Annotated in this window: 17 protein-coding genes and 1 pseudogene; 15 read left to right on the forward strand and 3 right to left on the reverse strand. The window is 43.5% G+C overall.

Features of this window, described 5'->3' with window-relative positions:
• Positions 1 to 7 precede the first annotated feature (7 nt).
• From AB4484_RS17205 to AB4484_RS17215, 3 genes are all read left to right on the forward strand, one after another.
• On the forward strand, positions 8 to 1,564 hold the full coding sequence (locus tag AB4484_RS17205) for a TadE/TadG family type IV pilus assembly protein (RefSeq protein WP_372079475.1): 1,557 nt from the start codon (positions 8 to 10) through the stop codon (positions 1,562 to 1,564).
• 8 nt (positions 1,565 to 1,572) lie between these two features.
• On the forward strand, positions 1,573 to 2,211 hold the full coding sequence (locus tag AB4484_RS17210) for an OmpA family protein (protein ID WP_048611293.1): 639 nt from the start codon (positions 1,573 to 1,575) through the stop codon (positions 2,209 to 2,211).
• 164 nt (positions 2,212 to 2,375) lie between these two features.
• Positions 2,376 to 3,317 (forward strand): diguanylate cyclase domain-containing protein, encoded by a 942-nt coding sequence (locus AB4484_RS17215; RefSeq protein ID WP_372079455.1) that lies wholly within the window; start codon positions 2,376 to 2,378, stop codon positions 3,315 to 3,317.
• 85 nt (positions 3,318 to 3,402) lie between these two features.
• Here the strand turns inward: AB4484_RS17215 and AB4484_RS17220 are convergent, their stop codons facing one another.
• Positions 3,403 to 4,662 carry an adenylosuccinate synthase gene (locus tag AB4484_RS17220; RefSeq protein WP_059019623.1) on the reverse strand — a complete coding sequence of 420 codons (1,260 nt, stop codon included), beginning with the start codon at positions 4,660 to 4,662 and terminating at the stop codon, positions 3,403 to 3,405.
• 428 nt (positions 4,663 to 5,090) lie between these two features.
• Here AB4484_RS17220 and AB4484_RS17225 point away from each other — a divergent pair, with 428 nt between their 5' ends.
• The 4 genes from AB4484_RS17225 (at position 5,091) to AB4484_RS17240 (ending at position 9,946) form a co-directional block, all read left to right on the forward strand.
• Positions 5,091 to 5,963, forward strand: a complete 873-nt coding sequence (locus AB4484_RS17225; protein ID WP_372079457.1) for a LysR family transcriptional regulator — start codon at positions 5,091 to 5,093, stop codon at positions 5,961 to 5,963.
• A 276-nt stretch (positions 5,964 to 6,239) separates the two neighbouring features.
• Positions 6,240 to 7,211 carry a CDF family Co(II)/Ni(II) efflux transporter DmeF gene (dmeF, locus tag AB4484_RS17230; RefSeq protein WP_372079459.1) on the forward strand — a complete coding sequence of 324 codons (972 nt, stop codon included), beginning with the start codon at positions 6,240 to 6,242 and terminating at the stop codon, positions 7,209 to 7,211.
• Positions 7,189 to 7,605 (forward strand): MarR family transcriptional regulator, encoded by a 417-nt coding sequence (locus AB4484_RS17235; RefSeq protein ID WP_280621565.1) that lies wholly within the window; start codon positions 7,189 to 7,191, stop codon positions 7,603 to 7,605. Before dmeF ends, AB4484_RS17235 begins: the two co-directional genes overlap by 23 nt.
• Positions 7,606 to 8,221: 616 nt before the next feature.
• On the forward strand, positions 8,222 to 9,946 hold the full coding sequence (locus AB4484_RS17240; RefSeq protein WP_248401477.1) for a methyl-accepting chemotaxis protein: 1,725 nt from the start codon (positions 8,222 to 8,224) through the stop codon (positions 9,944 to 9,946).
• Between the two features lie 142 nt (positions 9,947 to 10,088).
• On the opposite strand, the gene AB4484_RS17245 is transcribed toward AB4484_RS17240, so the two are convergent.
• Positions 10,089 to 10,328, reverse strand: coding sequence for a PAS factor family protein (locus AB4484_RS17245; protein WP_372079461.1), 240 nt, complete (start codon positions 10,326 to 10,328; stop codon positions 10,089 to 10,091).
• A gap of 239 nt (positions 10,329 to 10,567) precedes the next feature.
• On the opposite strand from AB4484_RS17245, the gene AB4484_RS17250 reads away from it, so the two are divergent.
• The 6 genes from AB4484_RS17250 to AB4484_RS17275 all read left to right on the forward strand — a co-directional run bounded on the left by AB4484_RS17250 (position 10,568) and on the right by AB4484_RS17275 (position 21,908).
• Positions 10,568 to 11,566, forward strand: coding sequence for a DHH family phosphoesterase (locus tag AB4484_RS17250; protein WP_372079464.1), 999 nt, complete (start codon positions 10,568 to 10,570; stop codon positions 11,564 to 11,566).
• Positions 11,567 to 12,053: 487 nt separating this feature from the next.
• Entirely contained in the window at positions 12,054 to 14,243 is a 2,190-nt protein-coding gene (locus AB4484_RS17255) for an immunoglobulin-like domain-containing protein (protein WP_372079466.1), read from the forward strand.
• A 565-nt stretch (positions 14,244 to 14,808) separates the two neighbouring features.
• Entirely contained in the window at positions 14,809 to 17,853 is a 3,045-nt protein-coding gene (locus tag AB4484_RS17260) for a beta-galactosidase (RefSeq protein ID WP_372079468.1), read from the forward strand.
• Positions 17,854 to 17,935: 82 nt separating this feature from the next.
• The gene (melB, locus tag AB4484_RS17265) at positions 17,936 to 19,288 is read left to right on the forward strand and encodes a melibiose:sodium transporter MelB (protein ID WP_372079470.1); all 1,353 of its coding nucleotides are present in this window, start codon (positions 17,936 to 17,938) and stop codon (positions 19,286 to 19,288) included.
• Positions 19,289 to 19,313: 25 nt separating this feature from the next.
• Entirely contained in the window at positions 19,314 to 20,270 is a 957-nt protein-coding gene (locus AB4484_RS17270; RefSeq protein ID WP_372079472.1) for a hypothetical protein, read from the forward strand.
• Positions 20,271 to 20,330: 60 nt separating this feature from the next.
• On the forward strand, positions 20,331 to 21,908 hold the full coding sequence (locus tag AB4484_RS17275) for a glycoside hydrolase (protein WP_372079473.1): 1,578 nt from the start codon (positions 20,331 to 20,333) through the stop codon (positions 21,906 to 21,908).
• 133 nt (positions 21,909 to 22,041) lie between these two features.
• Here AB4484_RS17275 and AB4484_RS17280 read toward each other — a convergent pair whose 3' ends face one another.
• The gene (locus AB4484_RS17280) at positions 22,042 to 23,046 is read right to left on the reverse strand and encodes a substrate-binding domain-containing protein (protein WP_048611268.1); all 1,005 of its coding nucleotides are present in this window, start codon (positions 23,044 to 23,046) and stop codon (positions 22,042 to 22,044) included.
• 457 nt (positions 23,047 to 23,503) lie between these two features.
• On the opposite strand from AB4484_RS17280, the gene AB4484_RS17285 reads away from it, so the two are divergent.
• Positions 23,504 to 24,424 (forward strand): LysR family transcriptional regulator, encoded by a 921-nt coding sequence (locus AB4484_RS17285; protein WP_048617194.1) that lies wholly within the window; start codon positions 23,504 to 23,506, stop codon positions 24,422 to 24,424.
• A 181-nt stretch (positions 24,425 to 24,605) separates the two neighbouring features.
• A pseudogene (locus AB4484_RS17290) lies at positions 24,606 to 26,195 on the forward strand (TonB-dependent receptor domain-containing protein); the annotation flags it as partial.
• Between the last annotated feature and the right edge of the window lie 17 nt (positions 26,196 to 26,212).

Genomic DNA, 26,212 nt, shown 5'->3' on the forward strand with positions numbered 1-26,212 from the left:
AATGAAAATGCAGTATGGGCGTCATATCAATCGCCAGCATATCAGTCTCCAAAGACAACAAGGGGTTGCCGCGGTGTGGATGGGCTTATTGCTTGTTCCAATCATGGGCATGACCTTTTGGGCGGTTGAAGGCACACGTTATGTTCAAGAGACCAGCCGATTAAGAGATTCAGCAGAGGCGGCGGCGATAGCGGTGACGATTGAAGATCAACCGGAACAGGCTCGTGGATTGGCGACCAAGTATGTCGAAAACTATGTTCGAGACATCAAATCAACCAACCTTTCTGCAGACCGATTTCATCAAGCGGAAGACGAGGGCTCAGGGGTTCTTGAATACATTCAATACACAGTGAATGCAAAGACGACACATGACTCATGGTTCGCGAGCAGCTTTATCCCTTCGTTTGATCAGCAGCAAGATTTGGCGGGACGTTCGTTAGCTCGGAAGTACCCGGTTTACCTTGGCGATAACAACATAGATATTGTGTTTGTGTCGGACTTTTCCGGTTCAATGAACGACAGATGGGGCTCAAGTCGACACATAAAAATCGATGATTTGAAAACCGCCATTGACGAAATATCCGGCAAAATTCTTTGCACATCGATTGACCAAGATTATGTCGATGGCGAGTGGAAATACGTTTGTGATGAGCCGGGAGAGGATACAACCGGAGACAAGCTGCTTAATCGAGTAGGTTTTGTGCCTTTTAACGTTAGAACGAGGGAAATCGTCTCGGGCAATAGAGCCAACGCGACAAGCCAATTGAGCTATAAAGATAACTATAAAACGAACGTATCGCCTTATTCTTACAACGATGTTAACTGGGATTACTGGCGTACGTATTCGCAAGACTATGTGCTTAGATGTGCTGGTCGCGAGTCACGTTGTCCAAATCCAAAATCGGATAATCGAAAGTACGCTAAACGTATTAAAGATGTGATTAATCAAGATAATTACCGAGTTGCTGACGTATACAACTATGTAGATTTATCGACATCAGTGTCGACGATGTTTACGGACAAGTCGGGGTTACAGCCTGATTTCTATGGAGTGAGTGGAACTCGTCTATTTAACGCGCATGGTTCTTCCGATTCATCGCAGTTTTCCAACATTCAGCTATCGAATAAGCTCTCAGATTTAGACCCGATTAACTCGATGTGGGCAGACGGAGGTACAGCGGCGTTTCAGGGTATTTTGAGAGGCTCTCAAGTTCTCCATGATGGTGACCCGAACAGTTCCGATCAAGAAGAACAACAGGCTTACAACAAGAAAATCAAGATGCTACTGATTTTGAGCGACGGGCAAGAGAGCCCTAATAACGGCATCCTCAAAGGACTTGTCGACCGAGGTATGTGTGACAAAGCAAGAGAGGAGATACCCGGCTTATACATAGGTGTTATTGGTATCGATTTTCGAGCGTCTCAACAAAGTGGTTTTCAAGACTGTGTTGTGGATTCCAATGAAGACATCATCGATGTGTCTAACCTCGATGAATTGATTGAAAAGATAGAAGAACTCATCCGTAAAGGCTCGAAAACAAGCGGAATCACTAAGTTGTACTAGAGGAAAATATGAAAAAGTTAATGATCAGTTCAATCGTCCTATCGACATTGCAACTTAGTTTTATCGCTAATGCGGAAGAAGGCATCCATGTTTATTGCGACACTGCGTTCAGTGAATATCAACATAGTGTTAGGGTTGATGATGTCGTGGGTATCGCACAACACAGACAAGGCTTTTTACAAATTGAGCAGCAGTCTGATAGCAGTGAGTTAAAACAAGCATTGGCAGGTCAATCTAATCTAAGTACGAACCAATCCGGCTGTAAGACTTGGATCAGTAATCAAGAGCGTCAAGGGTTGTTGGCCCGTCTTCATTTTGGTTTTGATCAACACAACTTAACGCCGATGGGCAGCAAAGCATTGAGTCAGCTTGCAGGTGAACTGAAGGCTAACGGAAGTTCGATTACGGTTGATGGCCACACGGATAGCACAGGCGCAGAAGGTTATAACCAAGCGCTGGGCATGCAAAGAGCGCTTACGACGTCGGATGGCTTAATCGCTGACGGTGTCGAGAAAAACCGCCTTGTTATTCGTTCATTTGGTGAAAGTGAACCTATCGCGTCTAACGCAACGCCAGAGGGTAGAGCTAAGAACCGACGCTCAGAAATTTGGGCCTCTGCGAACGAGGCCGCTGACTTAGAAAATTAGGATGCGCGATTGGGTTTGGTTGTTGCTTGGTTCTTACTTAGTGCTTGGTTGTTGCTTAGTACTAGGTAATAACCGCCCTAGATCATCGCTCTTGGAATTTTGTTACAACGTATACATAATGAATGTTCGATTAAGTTTAACTATCTGATACTAAAGAAATATTAATGCTTTTTGATAAGTTCTCTTCTGAAGGGATGCAAAGAAATATCGATGTCGATACTTGGGTATCTATATTGGATAACATACGAGACATAATGGATGCGTCTAATGCAGGCATCATCATGATCTCTGATTTGAGTTGCTCCGGTTCCGAGAGTGTGTGGAGCTCCTCAAACATATCGTGCAACCAACATAAGAGCAAAATTAGCCTCTTTTGTGAGTATGTGCATAACGAAAATCGCACGGTCTATTTGAGTGGTCACGCTGGTGGTGATTCTGTTTCTGCGAATGGTAAGGATGCCTATAAGTCTTTTTGCGGGGTTCCTGTTAGGGATATAGATGAAGAAGTGTTTGCGGTGCTCTTGGTGTTTGATTTAGGCCCAACAACGTATACCGAAAGCCAAGTTAACTTGATTGAGAACATATCGACTCTATTGCGTTCTGAAATCCTGTTAAAAGAAGAGAGCAGGATTTTATACAAAAACAGTCACTTTGATATCATGACGACGCTGCTTAATCGAAGGGGCTTTTTCCATGAATTCAACAAAGCAAACATCAGCGATGGAGAGGTTGTTTGTTTGTATTTTGATTTGGATAACCTGAAATACATCAATGATACGTATGGTCACTTCAAAGGTGATGATTACATATCTGGCTTTGCGTCATGTATTAAGAACAATTCAAAGTACAACACGATATCGGCGAGAATTGGCGGTGATGAATTCATCGTCGTCATACACTCAGAAGAACCGGGTTTTGCTCGTGAGTTGGTCAATAAAATTCACGCTGAATTCCATGATTTCATTGAAGGCTTTCGTTGTGATGATGAGGTTTCACTCGGCTTTTCATATGGTTGTGGTATTGCAGACTCCCGAAGCTTCAATATCATTAATCTAATAAAGTCGTCCGATGAAAACATGTACCTCAATAAGAAAAAAAAGATTTAGATGTTTGTGACAGGCGTACAAAAGCCCACGAGCGTGGGCTTAGATGTAGATGTAGATGTAGATGTATGTGTAATAGCTTTCTAAACTAAGCTCGAATGATCATTTGCTCGCGCTCTGGACCTACCGATACCATCACGATTGGCACGCCCATTAGCTCTTCGATACGAGTAACGTAATCTTGCGCTGCTTGAGGAAGGCTCTCAAACGTGCGGCAACCCGTGATGTCTTCATCCCAGCCAGCCATATCTTCATATACAGGCTTTAGTTCAGCCGTTTGTGGCCAGATTGGGTTCTCAGTGTGTTCACCTGAGTAAGCGGTACAGATCTTAAGTTCAGACAAACCAGACAGGCAATCGATCTTAGTTAATGCGATTTCCGTTGCAGCTTGCAGGTCAACACCGTTGCGAGTTGCTACCGCGTCGAAGTAACCCATATCACGTGGGCGGCCTGTTGTTGCACCGTATTCGTTAGAGCTTTCGCGGAAACTGTCTTGCTCTTCCATTGCAGTTACTAGCGTACCAGTACCAACAGACGAGCTGAATGATTTAGCAACAGCAATAACACGCTCAGGGCGAAGGGCAGGTAAACCGCTACCAATGCCAGCATAAGCTGCAGTTACATTTGAAGATGTTGTCCAAGGGTATTCACCGTAAACAAGGTCGCGACCTGCGCCTAACTGAGCTTCAAACAGTAGGTTCGCGTCTTGCGATTGCAGTGCTTTAAGTGGTTCAGTCACGTTGCAAATGAACGGGCGCCAAGCTTTCGTTACTTCAAGTAGCCATTCTGTCATTTCAGAAGCAGTCTGAGAGAAGTCACATTGAGGGTAGAGCGCTTTAAGTTGAGGCATCTTCCAATCAAGTAGGAATTGAATACGCTGCTCTAAAATCTCAGGTTGATTCAGCCAACCCACAAGAATGCCTTTTTTCATTACACGATCGCCGTACGCTGGTGCAATACCTTGACGTGTTGAACCGTAAGCACCATCGCCCAAACGCTCTTCTTCAAGCGTATCTTCAAGAGCGTGTAAAGGGAGACACAGTGTTGCACGATCGGAGATCGCCATTTTCACTTTGATGCCAGCCGCTTGAACTTCTGCAATCTCTTCAGTTAGCGCAGCAGGGCTGATCACCATACCTGGGCCAAGAACCGCTGTACAATCAGGATTAAAAATACCACTAGGTAGTTGGTGTAGTTTGAATGTACCGAAGTCATTTACCACAGTATGACCCGCATTGTTTCCGCCTTGAAAACGAATGCTAGCAGAAGCTTGGTCTGCTAAAAAATCGACGATGCGGCCTTTGCCTTCATCACCCCAGTTTGCGCCCACAACAACGATAGATGGCATAATTTTTCTCCTAACTGATTGAGAAATCATGTTAGGCCTACAAAGTGGATAAGAGAAATTAATTATCTTTATTATCTTGATAAGGATTCCATATACCCTTAAAGTCTTAAGCTATAAACGAGACTCCTTATCGCGTTCGTTTATCACTGTAGGGAATGATGGGGTGGGGTGTAATTCGTAGTAGAGAGTGACGCGATTGCAGTTCCTTACAACTGGAAGTGACGAACCTAACGTCGACTCGATTTCTTGGCGTAATTCCAGAACCGAGGAACGAGGTATCTGGAATCTCAAACCACAAGCGAGATTTCCTATCGCGTTCGTTTCTCACTGTAGGGAATGACGATGTGAGGATATTCCGCACTGAAGGGAATGACGGATGGGGCATTCTTCATTTTTAGGGAATGAAATAAGTAACACGAGAGAGAGGTATGATGCTGGATATCAATTTGTTGAAGACGTTTGTGACGCTTGCGGAGTACAAGCATTTCGGGAAAGCGGCCAATGCACTGCATATGACTCAACCCAATGTGAGTTTGCACCTAAAACAATTAGAACAACAAACACGCATAAAGTTGATAGAGCGAAGCCCTTTTCAATTGACTCAAGCGGGTGAGCGGCTATTGGAAACAAGCCAAAGAACGCTACTCGAACTACAGATTTGTCAGGCCGATCTCAATGCCATTAACGACCTTAAAATAGGGACGTTAACCATTGCCGTGAGCGACATTATTTCTCGATTCTTGCTAATTCGCCCGTTCCAGAAGTTTAAAGCGCAGTATCCCGGTATTGACCTTACGCTCTTAAATACCACCTCATCTCAGGCATCGAGTTTAGTTAAAAATGCTCAGGCCGATATTGGTTTTGTTATCGCCAAAGAGCAGCACAACGAGTCATTGTATTTCACTAAGCTCCAAGAGCTTTCTTGGTGTGCGCTTGGCGATGGGTTTGACATCCAAGACTCTGATGCAGAGCTCACATTGATTCTACTGGGTCATGATACGAGAACCCGTGACTTCATTGATGAAGGTTTACCGAGCCTTAATCTACCTAGTTATAGGGTGATGGAAGTAGGGAGTGTCGACGCTCAAATCGACTGGGCAGAAGCTGGCTTTGGTGTGGCGATTGTCCCAGAGTTCGCGGTATCCACCAAGCATCATCTGAATTCAAAAGTGACACCATTGACCAACTTCTCGAGCACCAGCCTTGGTTATATTGTTCGGCAGAACCAAGTCTTGTCGAAAGCAACCAAGCAGTTGTTAGGTTGGGTGAATGATGAGATTATTTCATTGCAAAACAAATAAATACAATCATTAAGTTTGATTCAATCAGCCCACATCGCGTGGGCTTTTTTGTCGCTGAAAAGCCTAGTTTTTACTGAATCAATAATCTTTGGAACAAACTAGCGCTCACCATCAACTATTCGTCCCGCAAATCAGAGTTTCAAAATTCATCGTTGACAAAGTTTGATAATCAAACTAAATTTCAACCAATTACTTTGACTGTCAAATTACTTGTCAATCAAAGGGCTTTTATTTACAACGATCATCTAACCACAAACATCAGCTAAGGACGCCATTTTGAGTTTTCCAACACGTCACCAACACAACTTTTCTTCACATAACAGCCAAGGTGAGAAACGCACGTTCTATGTCTTGTTATTGACCGTCGTTACCATGGTTGTTGAGATCGTTGCGGGCACTATTTATGGCTCTATGGCATTACTTGCCGATGGTTGGCACATGGGGACGCACGCCGCAGCGTTTGGTATCACCTTATTTGCATACCGATATGCGAAGAAACATGCCGAGAGCGAACGTTTCTCTTTTGGTACTGGCAAAGTCAGCGTGCTAGGGGGCTATACCAGCGCGATTGCGTTAGGGATTGTGGCATTGTTGATGTTGGTGGAATCGGTGCATCGTTTGTTTAACCCACAAGCGATTCAGTTCAATGAAGCGATCATCGTTGCTTGTATTGGTTTAACTGTGAATGTGGTGAGTATGTTTTTACTTGGCGATCACCATCATGATCACGGACATGGCCACGGTCATTCACATAGCCATGAGCATGAGAGCGACCATGGTCATAAAGATGGCGAGCATCACGGACACCATCATGATCACAACCTACGCGCAGCCTACATGCATGTGTTGGCAGATACTCTAACTTCGCTGCTTGCGATTGTTGCGCTGCTATTTGGTAAGTTTTACGGTTGGAACTGGTTAGATGCAGCAATGGGAATGGTTGGCGCATTCGTGATTGCCAAGTGGACGATGAACCTTATGAAACAAACCAGTCCAATCCTGCTGGATGAGAATATCGACCAAGATTATCGTGACTCAGTGACCGAAACCTTAACGCCTTATGCGTCGGTCACCGATTTCCATATGTGGAAGGTTAGTGGGCATCACTATTCAGCAGCGATTACTCTTGAATCAAACAGTGATAAAACCGTCTCTGAATATAAACAAATGCTCGCCAAGTTTGATAAGATTAATCATCTTACTCTTGAAGTGCATTCAAACGACCATGCGAAATATAGAACAGCTTAACCAAATACTGACTGAGTTCTACGATAAAATGTCTTCGTGGGAGCAGTCTGTTGTCAAAGAGACGGGTTATTCCCTGGCTCAAGTACACACCATTGAAGTACTTGGTATGCATGGCGCGTTAAGAATGAAAGAGCTCGCTGAAAAGTTGGGCATCACCACGGGCACACTTACCGTTCAAATCGAAAAGCTAGTTAAAGCCGAATTGATTGAACGCCATGAACACCCAACGGACCGTCGTGCAATTGTGGTGGCATTAACTGATGAAGGTCAGAAGATCCACGTCCACCATAACCAACTTCACTTGAATTTGGTTAATGAGCTGACGCAAGACATCGATGAAGACGAGAAAGCGGTGTTATTGAAGTGCCTAACCAAGATGGTGAAAGCGTTTTAGCAACCTTAAGTTCGCAGCCTAACTTATTAGCCGCAAAGCGATTGATTAAGAAATCTAAAAATGGACCTGACTCGAATTGAGTAGGTCCATTTTTTTCGCCATTTACGCTGACTGTACAATCACCAATCGATGGATTTACTGTTTAAAAAACAAGTCAAAACCTCCAATATTGCGCTTCGTTCTTGCGCCTCTTATGAGCCAAAAAAGTGTCATTTCTAACCATCAGGTCAATAATAGTCCAAAGTGTTTTAATTCAAAGCCTTACATAGCAAGGTGTTCAAGCCCTCACACTCCGTCAAATAGCTGTCTCTCACTTTTATCATTCAACTAATGTACATGTAATAAATTTGTGTTATTGATAAATTTAACTTTAGTTGGCTGTTTCATTTGCTGTTTAAATGCAATTAAGAACGTCATAGCTAGTGGACTTAGAAGCCACAGTTTTAGACGCTCATTATCGATATAAAAACCATAACAATAATCAGGTCGCGCAAGTTGGATATCCATTCTTTGATGCGATTTATTTAGATACTCATAGTTAATTTAGTAAAGACGAGCCACGTATATGAACATAAAGAAAAAGCTCTATTCGTTGGGGATGTTCTCCATCTTCGGCATGATTTCACTGCTGTTTACCACATCACAATTTGCAGACACCACCGCTCAAATGAGTGAAGCCAAACAAATAACCAAAGAACTTGAAGTGCGTTTGCTCAACCTTCGCCGTAACGAGAAAGATTTCTTGCTGCGTAGCGATATGAAATACCTCGACAAGTTCGACGTAAACTACAACAAATTCTTAGCGTCTGAATCTGAGCTAGATACAGTGCTCAGTGATTTAGGTTTAGCCAACAGCACACACCTACGTGAAGACATCGAAACTTACCACACCAGCTTTGTTAATCTAGTAAAAGCGAGCGAAGTCTATGGTCTAGCACGTGACAAAGGCATGTTAGGCCAGTTTCATGTTTTGCTCGATGACATCAGTGCGACAGCCAGTGCGGAACAAAAAATCGAACTTTACCTGTTCAATGACTTAATTGAGAAGGGAGAGTTTGACCCGAGTGTTCTTTCTATAACTTCGAATATGAGTAGCTCAGCGGCTTTGATTGACGCTGCTCGCCAAGTGGTTGAGCAAAAGCGCGTGATCGGTTTGAAGCATAACGAAGGCCTGCTAGGCGAAGCGCGTTCTGGTTCACACGCTATCGAGACTCAGTTTAAAGAGTTCTCGGCGGTGCTAGACCAACAAACGCAGCAAGAGATGGACAAACTATCGCTGATCAACAACATCCTTTGCGTCACACTACTTGTGTCGATCATTTTGTTCAGCTGGTTAATCGTCCGTTCTATCATTGGTAAAATTGAGTCACTGCTTTCGGTTATCCGTAATATCGTTAACTCAAACGACGTGTCTATTCGCTCTCACCTAGATGGTAAAGACGAACTCAGCACGCTAGGCCAATACTTCAACCAATTGCTTGACCAACTTGAAGGGCTTATCGCGGCCTCTCAATCTAAATCACTGCAACTGACACAAAGCACGTCGAACATGCATGACGAGCTAGAGTCTGTCATCAAACAGTTTGAAGTTCAAGCTAACCATACCTCAACCATGACAACGTCAGTTCAAGAGATGGTACTCACCATTGGCGAGATCTCAGAAAGCACATCGGTTGCGGCTGAAGGTGTACATCAAGCGAAAGTGAATGCCGATAAAGGACGTGAAGTGGTGGTTGAAACCATCAGCAATATCACCCAGTTGTCTGAACGTCTTTCAAGCAGCCAAGATTCGATCAGCTCACTGAACCATCATGTTGACCAAATCGGCGATGCAGTAAACATCATCCAAGGTATTGCAGAACAAACTAACCTATTGGCATTGAACGCAGCCATTGAAGCTGCACGTGCGGGTGAACAAGGTCGTGGCTTCGCAGTAGTTGCCGATGAAGTACGCGCACTAGCAAGCAGGACTCATCAATCGACCACAGAAATAACCTCAGTGGTGAGTGCGATTCAAAGCCAGATGCAGGCGTCGATGACAGAGATTGGCGAATGTAATCAACAAGGCCAACTAACGTTGAAAGACTCAGAAGAGCTGGATGCAAGCTTGCAACTTATCTTGAGCGATATGGAAAGCATCCAAGGTAATTCAGAACGTATTGCCTCAGCGATTGAGGAGCAGGGTGCAGTAATGGCGCAAGTGAGCGACTCAATCACTGAGCTGAACACTATCTCGAACGACAATAACGCTTCGGCGCAGCATTGCTTAGTTGAAGTGGACAAGGTAGCAGAGCAAGCGAACGACATGGACCAAGCGGTCGCACAGTTCAAGACTTCGTAAACATTCAGAAGACACTAAACCAAAGGCGCGGATCATCTGCGCCTTTTTTGTGTCTGAAATTCAATTAGATAAATGACAAGAATAAAAAACGGCCCGATCTGGGGGAAGATCTGGGCCGTTATATTACGTATTTAAAGGGGAATTACTTATTTCGGCCTTCCAGCACATCCAGTGCCATTTCAACCGCTTTATCAATATTGTCGCATCCCGCTAACTTACCTGAGCTGATAGGACCAAGCACATTAGCGTATAACGAGAGCTGCTTGTTAAATGGCAGGCTCAACTGCTCATATAAACGCTGGCGAATCTCGGCATGTTGCTCAGGAGCGTGAGCAGCAAGGCTTTTCAAAGTGTCATAAACAAGAGTGGTGGTAGTGTTCATTCGTCTCTTTATCATTAAGTGGGAGGCGCTTATTTTATAATCTTTTCAGGTTCGTTTACTGTGATATAAGTCATACAATATTATTAATGTGTTTATCTTTTGAATCTAATGAGAATAAGGCATTCCAAAATAGACTTAAGTATCTGTGAAATATAACTAAAATAATGACAGACTATCGAACACACAAACGAATTGGCGCGTTTCTGGCAAACGGTTAAATCTATAGGAAGAGGAACAACATGCACTACGACGTATTCAACGGAGACGCAGATGGCATAATCGCGTTGTTACAGCTGCGATTAAGTGAGCCAAGAGAGAGCGTGCTCATTACTGGTGTAAAGCGTGATATTAAGTTGGTCTCTCAAGTTGTTACTCAAACTATGGAGCCGGGTAAGCAAGGTGATGTTTCTTCCGTTACCGTTTTAGATGTGTCGATGGAGAAAAACCTGCAAGCATTGCACTCACTGCTAGACGCCAACATCAAGGTATTTTATTGCGATCACCACCGAACAGGGGATGTCCCAACTTCTGATCATTTAGATACTCTGATTGATACCGCGCCAGAGAGCTGCACGAGCTTGCTGATTAACCAGAAGCTGAATGGTGCGCATGTGGCTTGGGCAATCGCAGCTGCCTTTGGCGACAATCTAAAAACGGTGGCGGCGCGGCTAGCGGATGAAAATGGATTCGATCAACCTCAAACCGAGTTTTTAGAAGAACTAGGTAGCTTGGTTAACTACAACGGTTACGGTTCGTCACTCAGTGATTTGCATTTCACGCCAGCTGAGCTCTACAAAACCCTTTATCAATACTCGAATCCGTTTGATCTTTTGGATGATAAAGACTCTGTGTTTTATCGACTACGAGCTGCTTATCAAAATGATCGCCAGCAGTTATCAAACCTTGCTCCTGTTTATGAAAGTGAAGTCGCACGTGTGTTTGAACTACCGGGTGAGACTTGGGCAAGGCGCATCAGTGGCGTATTTGGTAATGAAATCGTTAATCAAGATCCAAACCGAGCGCAAGCAGTATTAACGAAAAACCAAGATGGCGAGTCTTACACGGTGAGCTTACGAGCACCACTATCAAACAGAACGGGTGCAGACGAAATTTGCTCAAGTTTTGCAACGGGCGGAGGAAGAAAAGCAGCCGCTGGAATTAATCAACTTAATGAACTTGAGAAGGTGAATTTTATTTCACTATTGAATGCATATTATTCATCTGGTGCCGAGGGTTAACTGAAAAATTCCTGAGGTATACATCCAAAATTCCACAAATTCTTGCTCCTATATTCCGTTATACGTGTGCATTGCTAGCACATGTATTATGGCTATATCCAGGCTATTTTAGTGATGTCACTCGCAATGGTATCTGGTCTGAGTTCAGTAATTACGGCGTGTTTGGGGTGATTTTTTACAATTTAAAGTCCATTTTTTCCTATTGGTGATGTTTTATATTTTTGGTTAATTATCTTAGTGAATTAAGGTTGATTAAATATTTGCATGGTCAATGCATTCAGCCGAAAATAACAGTTTTTAGCATTTCAATTTGAATGAAAAGTCAAAATCATATTGATTCTAATATTCAATCTGTGACTTAAAATCACAAGTTAAATCAAAGGTCGTTATTTCCTATAAATTCCATTACTTCTCTATAAATATTCATGATTACAATGAATTGGTTCGGTTGTGATTGGCACAGCTGTTAAGTAAGGAAGTGGGACTAATGTTGAAACGTAAAGCTCTACAATTAGCAGTATCGGTCGGCATGGCGGCTATGTCTGGCGCTGTTTATGCGAATGGTTCAGATATGACGAATCCAGACTCTGGCGTCGTGGTTGGCTATTGGCATAACTGGTGTGACGGTGGCGGCTACCAAGGTGGTAATGCGCCATGTGTGACGTTGGATGAAGTGAACCCAATGTACAACATCGTGAATGTGTCATTCATGAAGGTCTACGATGTGGCTGATGGTCGAATCCCAACTTTTAAACTGGACCCAACCATTGGGCTTTCAGAAGAACAATTTATTGACCAAATCTCGGAACTCAACAAGCAAGGTCGCTCTGTGCTCTTGGCTTTGGGTGGTGCGGATGCACACGTAGAGCTAGAAACCGGTGATGAAAGAGCCTTTGCTGATGAGATTATCCGTCTAACTGAGCGTTACGGTTTCGATGGCCTAGACATCGACCTTGAACAAGCAGCCGTAACCGCAGCAAACAACCAAACCGTGATTCCAGATGCACTTAAGCTAGTGAAAGATCACTACCGTGCAGAAGGTAAAAATTTCCTTATTACTATGGCGCCTGAGTTCCCGTATCTAACGACAGGTGGCAAGTACGTTCCTTATATCGATAATCTAGAAGGCTACTACGACTGGATTAACCCACAATTCTACAACCAAGGTGGCGATGGTATCTGGGTGGAAGGCGTAGGTTGGATTGCTCAAAACAACGATGCGTTAAAAGAAGAGTTCATCTACTACATTTCTGATTCTCTTATCAACGGAACGCGTGGTTTCCACAAGATCCCACATGACAAGCTCGTGTTTGGTATTCCTTCAAGTATCGATGCCGCAGCGACAGGTTTTGTGCAAGAGCCACAAGATTTATACGACGCATTTGATAGCCTAACGGCGCAAGGCCAACCGCTACGTGGTGTGATGACTTGGTCTATCAACTGGGACATGGGCACCAACAAAAACGGTCAACAATACAACGAGCAGTTCATTAAAGACTACGGCCCGTTTGTACACGGTCAAGTAACGCCACCACCAGTCGAGGGTGAGCCCGTTCTTAAAGGTGTCGAAAATACGCGTGTTCTTCACGGAACAACATTTGATCCTATGGATGGCGTGACGGCAACAGACAAAGAAGACGGCGATCTAACGTCATCAATCGATGTTGAAGGTTACGTTGAAACCAGTGTTATCGGCACTTACGTTCTAACTTACCGAGTGAAAGACAGCGATAACAACGAAACCACTAAAGCGAGAACGGTAGAGGTTTACAGCCAGAAGCCAGTATTTAATGGTGTGTCTGACACGACTGTTGTGTTGGGAACTGCGTTTGATGCAATGGCAGGCGTGACGGCGAATGATGCAGAAGATGGAGACCTGACAAGCACCATCACACACACTGGCAGTGTCGATGTAAATGAAATCGGCAACTACACACTTGTGTATAGCGTAACAGACAGCGCGAACCAAACTGTAACCGCTGACCGTAAGGTATCTGTCACTGATGGTTCTAACTGTGCTGCCCCATGGGATGCCGACACCGTTTATGTTGAAGGTGACCAAGTATCTCATGACGGTTCAACGTGGGGAGCAGGGTGGTACACTCGCGGCGAAGAACCTGGAACGACAGGTGAGTGGGGCGTTTGGAGAAAAGTTTCAGATTCTTCTTGTGGTGGTAACCCAGATCCGGGCGATGACTTAGAGCTTGCTGTTTCAGGGCTTCAATCAGAATATGCGCCAGATAACGGCAATGTTCGTTTAGATCTAACACTGACATCAAATGAAGCGTTAGATGTTACCGCTATGGTGATCAACAGTGCAGGTACTGTGGTTGAGCAAACTAAGGTTAACGTAACGGACAGCCGCGCCATTACCATCGACTTATACGATGTAGCGGAAGGGCAATATGGACTTGAAGTGGTCGGTAAAGCATCTGACGGTGAAATGGTGATGGTAAACGATTCGTTCGCTGTTAAAGACGGTGGTGGTACAACACCTCCTCCAGGTGATTATCCTCCATATGAAGCGGGCACCAACTACGCAGCGGGTGACATTGTGGTCGGCAGCGATAATGGCTTGTACGAGTGTAAGCCTTGGCCATACACGGCATGGTGTGCAAGTGCGTCTTACGCTCCAGCTGATAGCCAATATTGGCAAGATGCTTGGACAAAGCTGTAGTCATATAGCTAAACGCTAGTTATATAAAGTAGACGATCAAAGAGAGGCCATTGTGCCTCTCTTTTTTATTTGGGTAATTTCAAACCTATAAAGCAACCTAAAAAGGTGTGATCTTCGCTATAGATTTAACCAACTTTACCGAAGTTAAACGTTACTCTCACGGTAAATGACCTATGAACGATTAAAGTAATGTGCGGTGCAAATACTATGAAGTGTTACTGTAACAGTGGCTGTAACCATATGTGTAACAATGGGATTTGTATATGTAATGGCAAAGATTTCTTAACGGGGTTGTATGGTTGTTAGTCGATATATGACTTTTCTAAATGATTTAATTTCGAGCTTAACGCTTATTTATGGGCTAAATTGGTGATGTGTGCTGTTTTTTGTGTCTATTTGTAACCCGTTTCATTATAAAAATGCTACTTAGTGTGTAAAATTTAGATAAGGTGGATCTTTTGAGTTTCAATTGTAACCGGTTACAATTGCTGTGGCTTTAATCACGGTGTGATTTAAATGTCTTCGTTAACATGATTCCAAGATCATTTAAACGTTAGGTCCTGAAATGTACGTTACGAATACACGTGTCTGGGAAAGTCCAGAAATTACTTCTTTCAATCGACTACGAGCACACACGCCACTATCTAGTTGGCGTAGTGAATTTTGTGCTCAGGTTGGAGGTATAAGCTCATCGGTAATGAGCCTAGATGGAGAATGGGATTTTTCATTATTTCCGTCTCCTGATTCTGTTCCTGAAAACTGGATGGCAGATGAACAACTTCCGAGTCAGAAAATTACAGTTCCAGGTAACTGGCAGTTACAGGGGCATGATTTCCCAATTTATACCAATGTGAAATACCCATTTCCATGCAACCCTCCATTTGTTCCAAAAGAGAATCCAACAGGTTGTTATCAGACGACTTTTGAACTACCTGAGAATTGGGAGCAAGAGTCGCAAACGCGAGTCATTTTCGATGGGGTAAATAGTGCATTTTACGTTTGGTGTAATGGTGAGTTTGTAGGTTACTCACAAGATAGTCGCCTTGCTGCTGAGTTTGACCTTACTCCATATCTAACCGAAGGCAATAACACATTATCCGTCAAAGTTCTTCGTTGGTGTGATGGCAGTTACATGGAAGGTCAGGACATGTGGTGGATGAGTGGTATTTTCCGCTCTGTTAGTCTACTCAATAAACCAGTTCGCCACATTAAAGACGTAAAAGTGACGCCAGACCTTGATGCAGCTTATAGAGATGGTGAGCTGAAAATCAATGTCGATACCATGAATGGTGACGGCTTGTCGGTTAAAACCTCACTGTATGATGGTGAGAAAGAAATTGCGTCAAATGTTACGGAAGTCGGTACGGCGCCAGTCGATGAAAAAGGCGGATACAGCGAACGTTGTTTCGCCACGTTAAAGACAAACAATCCAAAGAAGTGGAGTGCTGAAGCTCCAAACCTTTACCGCCTGGTTGTGAGCTTAGTGACAAGTGAAGGTGATGTGATTGAGTGTGAAGGCTACGATGTCGGTTTTCGAAAAATCGAAGTCATAGGGGGTCAGTTGTGCATCAATGGTCAAGCACTGATGATTCGTGGTGTAAACAAGCACGAGCACGATCCAACAACAGGTCATGCAGAAAGCCTTGAACGTGTAGAGCAAGATTTAAAACTGATGAAACAGCATAATTTTAATGCTGTCCGCTGCTCTCATTACCCTAACCAGCCTGGCTTTTACAGCCTGTGTGATCGCTTAGGTTTATACGTTGTCGATGAAGCGAACATTGAAACTCACGGCATGACACCAATGGGACGAATTGCCGATGATCCTCAATGGGCGAGTGCTTTCTTAGAGCGAATGACCCGCATGGTGGAGCGAGACTTTAATCACCCTAGTATCATTATTTGGTCACTTGGCAATGAGTCTGGTTATGGCTCAAACCATAACGCGATGTATCAGTGGACCAAACGAGTCGATCCTTCTCGTGTTATTCAGTATGAGGGAGGCGGTTCTAACACAAGCGTCACCGATATTATCTGTCCTATGTATGCTAGAACCGACGCTGATCAAGAGCATACCAATGAACCTAAACTTTCATTAAAGAAATGGGTTGGTATTGGTGATGAAAACCGTCCAATCATCTTGTGTGAATACGCGCATGCTATGGGTAATAGCCTTGGTGGCTTCGCAGAGTATTGGGATGCATTTAGAGCTCACCCACGTCTACAAGGTGGCTTTATTTGGGATTGGGTCGACCAAGGGCTAGATAAAATCAGCGAAGATGGTGTTCATTACTGGGCATATGGTGGCGATTTCGGTGACGAAATTAACGACCGTCAGTTCTGTATTAATGGCTTAGTCTTTCCTGACAGAACACCACACCCTACATTATTCGAAGCAAAACGGGCTCAGCAACCATTTAGTTTTGAACTTGTATCTTCACAACCGCTTGCAATTAAAGTGACCAGTGAACATTTGTTTGTTGATACGGCTCACCACAGCTTAGATTGGACAGTCATTGATGATAAGGGGGCTGTCATTAGAAGTGGTGAATTGAGCCTAAATCTACCAGCTCAACAGACGCAGCTGATTGAATTAGATTCTGAGTTTGGACTGCTTAATGCTGAGGCTCATCTTAATGTCGCTATTCGATTGCAGCAAGATACTAACTGGGCTAATGCTGGACATATTGTTGCGGAACATCAGGCTACATTAGGCAAAAAACTTCAGCTTGAAGTCGTTGAGAGCAAAATATTTGTACCCGCTAAATTCGAACAGGTTGATGGCGGGCTGCGTGTCACGGCAGCGGATAATCAATGGTATATCAATGCGACCACCGGTGAAGTGGAAAGTTGGAAAAAAGCGGACCGTGAACAGCTGCTTTCTCCAATTCGCGATAACTTCTTCCGAGCACCACTTGATAACGATATTGGTGTGAGTGAAGTCGACCGCCAAGACCCAAATGCTTGGATGGTTCGTTGGCAAAATGCTGGATTGTTTGACTTAGAGCACCGCTGTAAGGGTGTTGAGGTTAATGTCGCGATTGGAGAAGTACGTGTGCGACATGCGTATTTTTCAGCCGATAAGTTGGTTTTAACATCTGTTTGGGATTACCGCTTTACGCAGCAGGGTGAGGCTCAAGTATCGGTATCTGTCGATGTTGATGACTCAATGCCACCAATGCCAAGAATTGGCGCTGAAATGCATTTGAGCGAGTGTCCTCAAAGTGTGGCTTGGCTAGGGCGAGGTCCACATGAAAACTATCCTGACCGTAAGGCAAGTGCTGACTTTGGCCGTTGGATTCAACCAATTGTGAGTATGCATACGCCATACATATTCCCGTCTGATAACGGATTACGTTGCGATACCCAACAACTTCAAATCGGTGACATTGAGCTATTAGGTCACTTCTATTTCAGTGTTAGTCAGTACGGGCAGCAACAACTCGCTCGAGCTAAACATACTTATGAACTGGAAAGGCAACCGGGGTTATTTGTTTACTTCGATGGCTTCCATATGGGAGTAGGCGGGGATGATTCTTGGACACCAAGTGTTCGACCTGAATATCGCTTGCTACGCAACCAATATCAATGGAAATTCGTTTTAAAATAACAACTTGAGCTCACCTCCATTGAGGGGTGAGCCACCCTCTGAACTCTGAATTATTTTAACTACAAAGGCTAAGGAGCCTTATATGTCTGAAGGTAGTATATCGATAAAAACAAAATTTTCTTACGGCCTTGGTGCGCTGGGAAAAGACTTCGCTTGTTCCATTATTTACATTTTTCTTATGTTCTATTACACCGATGTGGTTGGTATTTCTGCCGCTTTCGTTGGTACGCTATTTCTTGTCGCGCGATTTGTTGATGCAGTGACAGACCCTGTTATGGGCATGATTGTTGATAACACTCGAACTCGTTTCGGTAAGTTTCGACCTTGGATTGTGATAGGTACGCTCGTCAATTCGGTATTCTTATTGTTGGTATTTAACACCCATAATATTGAAGGGAATATGGTGTATGTGTACGCAACGGTCACGTATATTCTATGGGGTGTAACTTACACAATCATGGACATTCCTTACTGGTCGATGATTCCTTCGATGTCTTCAAAGCGCGTTGAGCGTGAAAAATTAGTGGTTTGGCCCCGTCTGTTTGCTAGTTGTGCATGGACACTAATGGGGACGTACGGACTGTACTTCGTTGGTTTCTTTGGTGGTGAAGACAAGGGTTCTGGGTTTGTATATCTGAGCTTGGCAATTATCGCGGCATTCATAGCGAGCGCGTTGATTACGTTCTTTAACGTCAAGGAACGCATTAAAGATAAGCGTGTATCTACAGACAAATTCACGTTCAAGGATGTAAAAGACATTATTGGCAAAAATGATCAATTGAAGTCACTAATTGGCGTAGTGCTAACGTTCAATATCGCTATTCAGTTGGTTGGCGGCTTTGCTATCTATTACTTCAGTTACGCAATTGGGCGTGAAGATTTGTTCCCAATGTTCGCTTTAGTATCTGGTATGGCTGAAATTGCTGGCGTGTTTTTGTTCCCTAAGCTTTGTAACTTAATCAACCGAAAGTTTATGTGGCTGGTAGCATGTCTGTTCCCGCTGTTATGTAGCTTAATTCTTGTTCTAACGGGTATTTTCGCTCCTGAAAACGGCATCTTAGTCGGTATTGCTGGTGCAGCGCTCAAATTTGGTGGTGGTTTATCAAACGGCCTATCGACAGTGATGTTAGCTGACGTAGTCGATTATGGAGAATACAAAACAGGGCACCGCAGTGAAAGTATTATTTTCTCTATTCAAACCATGCTAGTTAAATTTGCAGGTGCGCTTTCAGGCTTCTTTGTCGGCATTGGATTAACCGCAGTGGGTTATGTTCCTAATATTGAGCAGAGTGAAGAAACTATATTAGGTTTAAGAGCGTTAATGGTTGGTATTCCTACATTGTTAGTATTACTTAGCGCTTATATATACCAAAGAACATATCGCCTGAATGGTGAATATCAAAATATGGTTTTAAAAGAAATTTCTTCTACATAATTATATCCAATAATAAAGGTTAACAATGAAATTAAATAATAAGGCATCTTATTTGATGTGCTCTGCGCTTGCTTTTTCTTCATCGACTATGGCTGGTTATATCGAGCTAGGTAATGAATATGAGAACTGGGGTGACCAAGAGCAACGATCGAATACCATGCCATACATAGCAATGGAATTTAATCCAATCGAAGATTCATCCATGTTTTTGTACGCTAACTTCAGCTACCGCCACATGATTGAGAGTGAAGAGCGAACTTGGAATGACCGTTCTCGACAGGATGTCGCGATTGGTTGGTCCGAGGGATACAAAGACTTTTGGTGGGGGCCTAAATTCCAAATTCGAAATGAAATGTACGCAAATGATACTCGCCGCACAGAATATCGATTTTATAATAATATGGCGTATTACCTAGCAGAAGACCATGAACTTATCTTAGACGGCTTTATTGCACCTGTTGGTGTTAGAAATCGACCTCGTGGTGAAGACTGTGTTGGTGAAAATGGCTGTCAGGACGAGGCTAACGACGATTTAAGAACCAGCTATACGGACTATTATCACGAGCTAGATTTTGGTGTTCGCTCTCGTTTAGCTTACGACAAAACATTGCAACTAACGTTATATAGTGAAGTTAGTAAGCAAAGTGAGTTCGAAGGGGATAACCGTGCTTGGGAAGAAGAGAAGCGCGTAGAATGGCAAGTTCGTATGAACTACACACAAACATTTAACGACCTCACTGTAACGCCTTTTGTGCGCTATACCTTCTACCGAAATGCAGAGAGTGTTGATTACGGTGATAAAGACGAACTGCGAATTCGAGCGGGCTTCTGGGGTGATTACAAAATAGATGATAAGTCTAAGTTTGTATTTGAAACCTATTACCAAACTGAAGACAAAGAAAACTTTGAGCAGGATTGGAACCAAAATCAATGGGAAGATGATTATTTCTTTGTGAAACTTGGATATCGCCGTTCTTTCTAATTAATTCTGAATATATCCTAAATCTATACGATTATTAAATTAATAATATCGAGATGTGAAATGAGAAAAATATTATTATCAATGGCAGTCGCATCAATACTGTCAGTGCCGAGTTATGCCCAAACACTAGATGTGGAAATTGAAAATACCAAACAAACAATACACAGCTTTGGTGCTTCGGATGCTTGGTCTATTAACTCAACAATTAATAAGTGGCAGAAAAAAGGGGACGATGCAGCTATCGACCACCTCGCTGACTTATTATTTTCTACTGACAAAGGCATTGGTTTAACAGCGTGGCGATTTAATATAGGTGCAGGTAGTACCGAGCAAGGTGATGGTAGCTTTATTCGTGATCCTCTTCGCCGTGCGGAACTATTGGTACCTGAGCCGGGTGGCGCGATAGACACGACTAAGCAGCAAGGACAAATTCGTTTCATGCAAGAGGCTCATCAACGTGGTGTAGATAACTTTATCGCGTTTTCTAATAGCCCACCACACTACCTAACAAAAAACGGCTTAACACACCCAACAGCAGCGGATGACCTTGGCTCTACTAACCTTAAGCCTGAAAATGTGGATGCATTCTCCGACTTTTTGGTTGAAGTGTTGACCTATCTACGTAGTGAAGACGTAGGGATTCCGGTTAATTACATCAGCCCAATTAACGAGCCGACGTGGGAGTGGGAAGGGCAGACTCAAGAAGGCAACCGCTACAATATGCAAGAAGTCAAAGCAGTATACCGTAGCTTAGATAAAAAGCTGACCGAAGCGGGTATTCGTAGCGACATTCATATTGATGGCGGTGAAGTGGTCGAATTCACTGCAGCACTTCGAGATGCTTATAAGCGTAACTTTGATGGTACATCTCAAACTAATGGCATGAACTCTCGTGGTGTTGGCTTGTACCGAAACTACATTGATGAACTGTTAGGGGATCCTGAAATTAGAGACATCATTGGTAACCAAATCTCGGTACATGGGTATTTTTCTGATGCTTGGCCAGACCGCCTAGGCAAACTGCGTGATATGACATATGGAAATTTGCAGGATGTGTCTCCAGGTGCAGAAATTTGGATGAGCGAAATGAGCATATTGGGCGATGGCGGTTATTCTCGTGACTTTGATGGTCACGGCTTTGAGGCTGATGATATGGATTATGCGTTACATGTGGGACGTATCATGCATCGAGATCTGACTCGTTTGAACGCATCAGCATGGCATTGGTGGTTAGGCTTGACACCATATGACTACAAAGATGGCATGGTGAAAATTGACCCATCGTTAGAAGCTAATACGGTAGAAGATTCGAAAATGATGTGGACTGTCGGTAACTTCAGTCGCTTTGTTCGCCCGGGTTATCAGCGTGTAGAACTGAGTGGGGTAGACAACCTTGATGGCTTGATGGCATCGGCTTATGTCAGTCCAACACAAGATAAAGTGGTGATTGTTGCCGTTAATACGAGTGATAAGGTAGAGAATGTTTCTATTAACTTAGAAGGCGTTGTTAATTCTGCCACTTATACAACACACATTACCAATGCGCAGCATGATTTGGCGTTGGTTGAATTAGAAAAAGAACAAGACGATTACCTTGTACCTCCGCGCTCAACGGTGACATTTGTTGGCTCACTATAACGTAAAATTTAGCTAGTAATAATAAAGAAACCCCAGTCTGAATAAGGCTGGGGTTTCTTTTATAAACAGAATGCGAGAATAAGAGCCTAAAGACAAGCTTGTATTCAGTGTTGATTCTCTAACAAATCATAGGTTAATTGTTAGGTGAAGCAATGGAATTGCGGCTCACCAGTGTAGGAAGGTAAAGGTTTCCTTTATGCTCGTGAGGAGACTTTTCTACCAACTGGATAGACAGCTTTGCCGCTTGGCTCGCCATGATTTGTACTGGGTAACGAACGGTGGTCAGAGTTGGCTGTAAATAGCTGGCTATCATGGCATCATCAAACCCGATGACAGAGACATCTTCTGGTACACGTAGGTTGTTTTCTTTAAGCACTGAAATGGCACCTGCAGCCATTAAATCGTTGTATGTCGCGATAGCGGTAAACGGCTCATTCTTCGCTAATAAATTTCGCATCGCATCTGCGCCGCCAATCTCATTCGGTTCACCGGACACCACCAGAGCCTCCGAGTAGGGCAGTTGGTTCTTCTCCAGTTCAGAACGATAGCCCAGTTTCCTATCTATTGAGTCATCGATATTATGAGAGGAAGCTAAGTAACCAATTCTCTTATGGCCAAAGCGAATTAGGTGGCTTAATGCTAGGCTGCTGCCTCGAATGTTATCTAAAGCGATACAGCGTTCCGCTATCTCTGGAATATAACGGTTAATAATGATAAGCCCAGGGATCTGCTTCGAAAAATCAATTAGTTCTTGGTCCGATAGGCCTTTGCTATGAATAACGAGATGTTCGCACTGATTATTTATCAACAGTTCGATGGCTTCTCTTTCATAGGTTTCATTGTGGTAACCGTGCGTAATCAAGATATGCTTTTTGTGTTCACGTGCGATTTCGTCAATGGCTTGAACCATAGCACCATAAAATGGATTTGATACGTCTGCTACTAACACACCAATGGAAGACGAAGTTTTATTCGCAAGAGCTCTTGCATTCGCATTTGGGCGATAATTCAATCTTTCCATCGCTTCGTGCACAGCTTTCGTTGCTGTTTCGCTCGTATGTGGGAGTTTATTTATTACTCTCGATACGGTAGCAACGGATACTTTAGCTTCTTTCGCGACGTCTCTTATGTTGGCCATAATGTTCTTTATGTTGAGTGTGTTGTAACAGTTTTCATCGTAGTGCTTCGGGTCCTTTAGAGGGGAACGCCTTGTACGGTTTAAACTTTTCCGTTGGTACGTATAGTAGCAATATACGAGGCTGAGTCCATATGTTTACTTTGCTGATTGATGTTTAGTTTTTGTGTTTCAAACCTTGCATTTGTTTTGCTTTTTCTACCACCTTTCTTCTGACTCTAGGGTATTTTCGTTCCACTATTACGACCGTTTGAGAATACTATCGTTATAGAATCAGAGCTCAATATTAGTCAAAACTGTTTTGCGTTAGTTCATTTTACTAATGGATAAATGGACTATTTATTTTATGTCTTAGGTTGTATTGCTCTAGATCAAAATAGGAGTGATTATCAATTGTATTACTTGTTAAGAAATAGCACTATGCGCTCATTGAATTTTCTATATTGTTAATATTTGCATAATGAATCTTGCTCAAGTCGACCTCAATCTACTCGTTATTCTTAAACACCTTCTTGAAGAGAAGCACGTTTCCAACACGGCGTTGGCACTGGATATGAGCCAACCTACGGTGAGCCGATCTCTGCAAAAACTGCGTACCGTTTTCAATGATGACCTACTGGTGCGAGCGGCTTATGGCTATGAGTTAACGCCAAAAGCAGAAGCCATTAAGCAAGATCTCAACTCGGTCCTGACACGTTTAGAAAAGCTGGTGCATGGCGATGTATTCGAGCCGAAAAGTAGTGACAGTACGGTTCGCTTCTTTGGTTTAGTGCCTAATGTCGCGCACTTGTTGCCGAAGGTAGTTGCGGAGATACGCCAACAAGCGCCGAACATGATTGTTGATATCGACTCGATTCCTAAACGACACTTTGAGCCTTTGTTATCCGGTGATGCGCACTTTGTGTTGTCGACCCATGAGCCGTTAAGTTCAGAGCAAAATTTGTATAGAATGTTCGTGATTAGCCGCGATTACCGTTTGTTGATGAGTAAAAATCATCCTTTGGCGGACAAAGAGATCACCGTTGATGACTTGTTGAATAGCCAACTTGGTCAAATCTCACTGCAAGGGGATAAGAAGCTCTCGATCGAAAGTCGATTTAAAGATCTTGGCTTAATTGATAAGCAGCGCCAACTCTCCATTCCAATTCAGCTTTCCAATTTTAACGTTGCACCGGATATGGCTGAAGCAACCGACATCATCTTTCATTTACCGACACCTTTTGCTCAACAAGCCGCTAAGCAAAGAGATCTGGTTTGTAAACGTGTGCCTAAAGCGTTGCGCCACCCATCAGAAGACGTCTATTTATATTGGCATAAGCGCTTTCATAACGACCCGATGTGTCGCTGGGTTCGCAATATATTCAAAGAGCTTTATACATAATTCATCTATAAGGTGAATGAAACTTATGAATATCTATCAAGTTGAATATAGATCTCTTTCATTATTTGAATGATGAATAACGAGAATCGATTTTTGGTATGAAACTTTCGTTGATAAGAATGGTAGCTGGTTGTTTAATGCAAACCATTATCATTACTAATCACATATAAGAATGAATATCATGTCTGAGAGATCTCTTTTGATTCGCAAACCTTTATCGATCGCAGTCGCTGTTATTTGTACCTCACTTTCAGCTAACGTGTTAGCGCAAGAAGAAGCGCAAGCAACAGATGAAAAAATGGTTGTTACGGCAACTCGTACCGAGATGGCACTAAAACAAGCGCCAGCTTCAATGTCGGTTATCACCGCGCAAGACATTGAAGACAGCCCTGGTATTACTTTGGCTGACATCGTTGCTGAATCAACGAGTGTTGAGTCTGATTTTGATAGCACACGTGCTGGTCGTCAGATGATCTCTATTCGTGGTATGGATTCAGACTACACACTTATCATGGTGAATGGTCGCCGTCTAAGCTCTGCAAGTGCCATCATCCGTGGTAACGATTTCGACCTATCAACTATTCCTGCTGATTCAATTGAACGTGTTGAAATTATCCGTGGCCCAATGTCTGCACTTTACGGTTCAGATGGTATGGGCGGTACAATCAACATCATCACTAAGGCTCCAGAAAACGATTGGAGCTCTACACTGAGCATGGACTCGTCATCTCCAATGGATGGCAACGGTGGCCAAGAGCAGTCTGTTGGTTTTACTACTTCTGGTGCGTTGATTGAAGATGAGCTGTTCGCGCGAGTTTCTGTTAACCAAACAAGCCGTAACGCTTGGCAACCATATTCTGGTACACACAGCTCTGGCTACGATCGTGAAGATATTACAGCTTTAGAAGACCGTGACACGCTAAGCATGCTTGCAAGCCTGACATGGCATGCAACAGATAACCAAACCATCGATTTCGATTTTGGTTACAGCGACGACGAGCGTAATTCTGCGGCTGAAAGTTCAAGCTCTGTTATTGAGTCTGACACGCGTGTTGTGCGTAATAGCCAAGCGATTACACACAGTGGTTTTTGGAGCTGGGGTGACACGCAAGTACGTTACTCACGCGAAAATGTGACTGACAATGATGCGGCTGATCTGGGTAATAACTTCAGCAGCGACATCGAAGAGTTAACTCAGATTGTTGAAGCGTCTGCGACTACTTATCTTGGTGAAAGCCATACGCTAACGTTTGGTATGGATTACCAACTGAGCGAGCTGACGAACAAAGAGAACCTAGTGAGTGGTTCGTCTGAAGCTTACCAAGGTGCACTGTTTGTACAAGATCAATGGTTAATGACGGATCAACTAACGGCAACCATTGGTGGTCGTTTAGATAAACATGAACTGTACGGTGAAGAGTTCAGCCCACGTGTGTACTTGGTACACCAAACAACGAATGACCTGATCATCAAGGGTGGTGTGGGTAAAGCATTTAAAGCACCAACATTGACTCAAAACCAATCTGACTATCAGGTACCAAGCTGTAAGGGTGGCTGTGCGTTAGTTGGTAATGAAGATCTAAGCCCAGAAACAAGCTTAAACTACGAGTTGGCGGCGGTTTACACTCAACCTCGTTGGAACATCGAAGCGGCATTGTTCCGAAATGAGATTAATGACCTGATTGAAAGAACGGAAGGTTACTGTCCAGAAGGCGGTGATTGGAACGAAAGTGCTCGTCAATGTGAAAACCCAGACGGCACACCAACGGGTCACGGCTAGAGCATTTT

The sequence above is a fragment of the Vibrio sp. 10N.261.46.A3 genome, assembly GCF_041472995.1.
Classification (GTDB): Bacteria; Pseudomonadota; Gammaproteobacteria; order Enterobacterales; family Vibrionaceae; genus Vibrio; species Vibrio coralliirubri.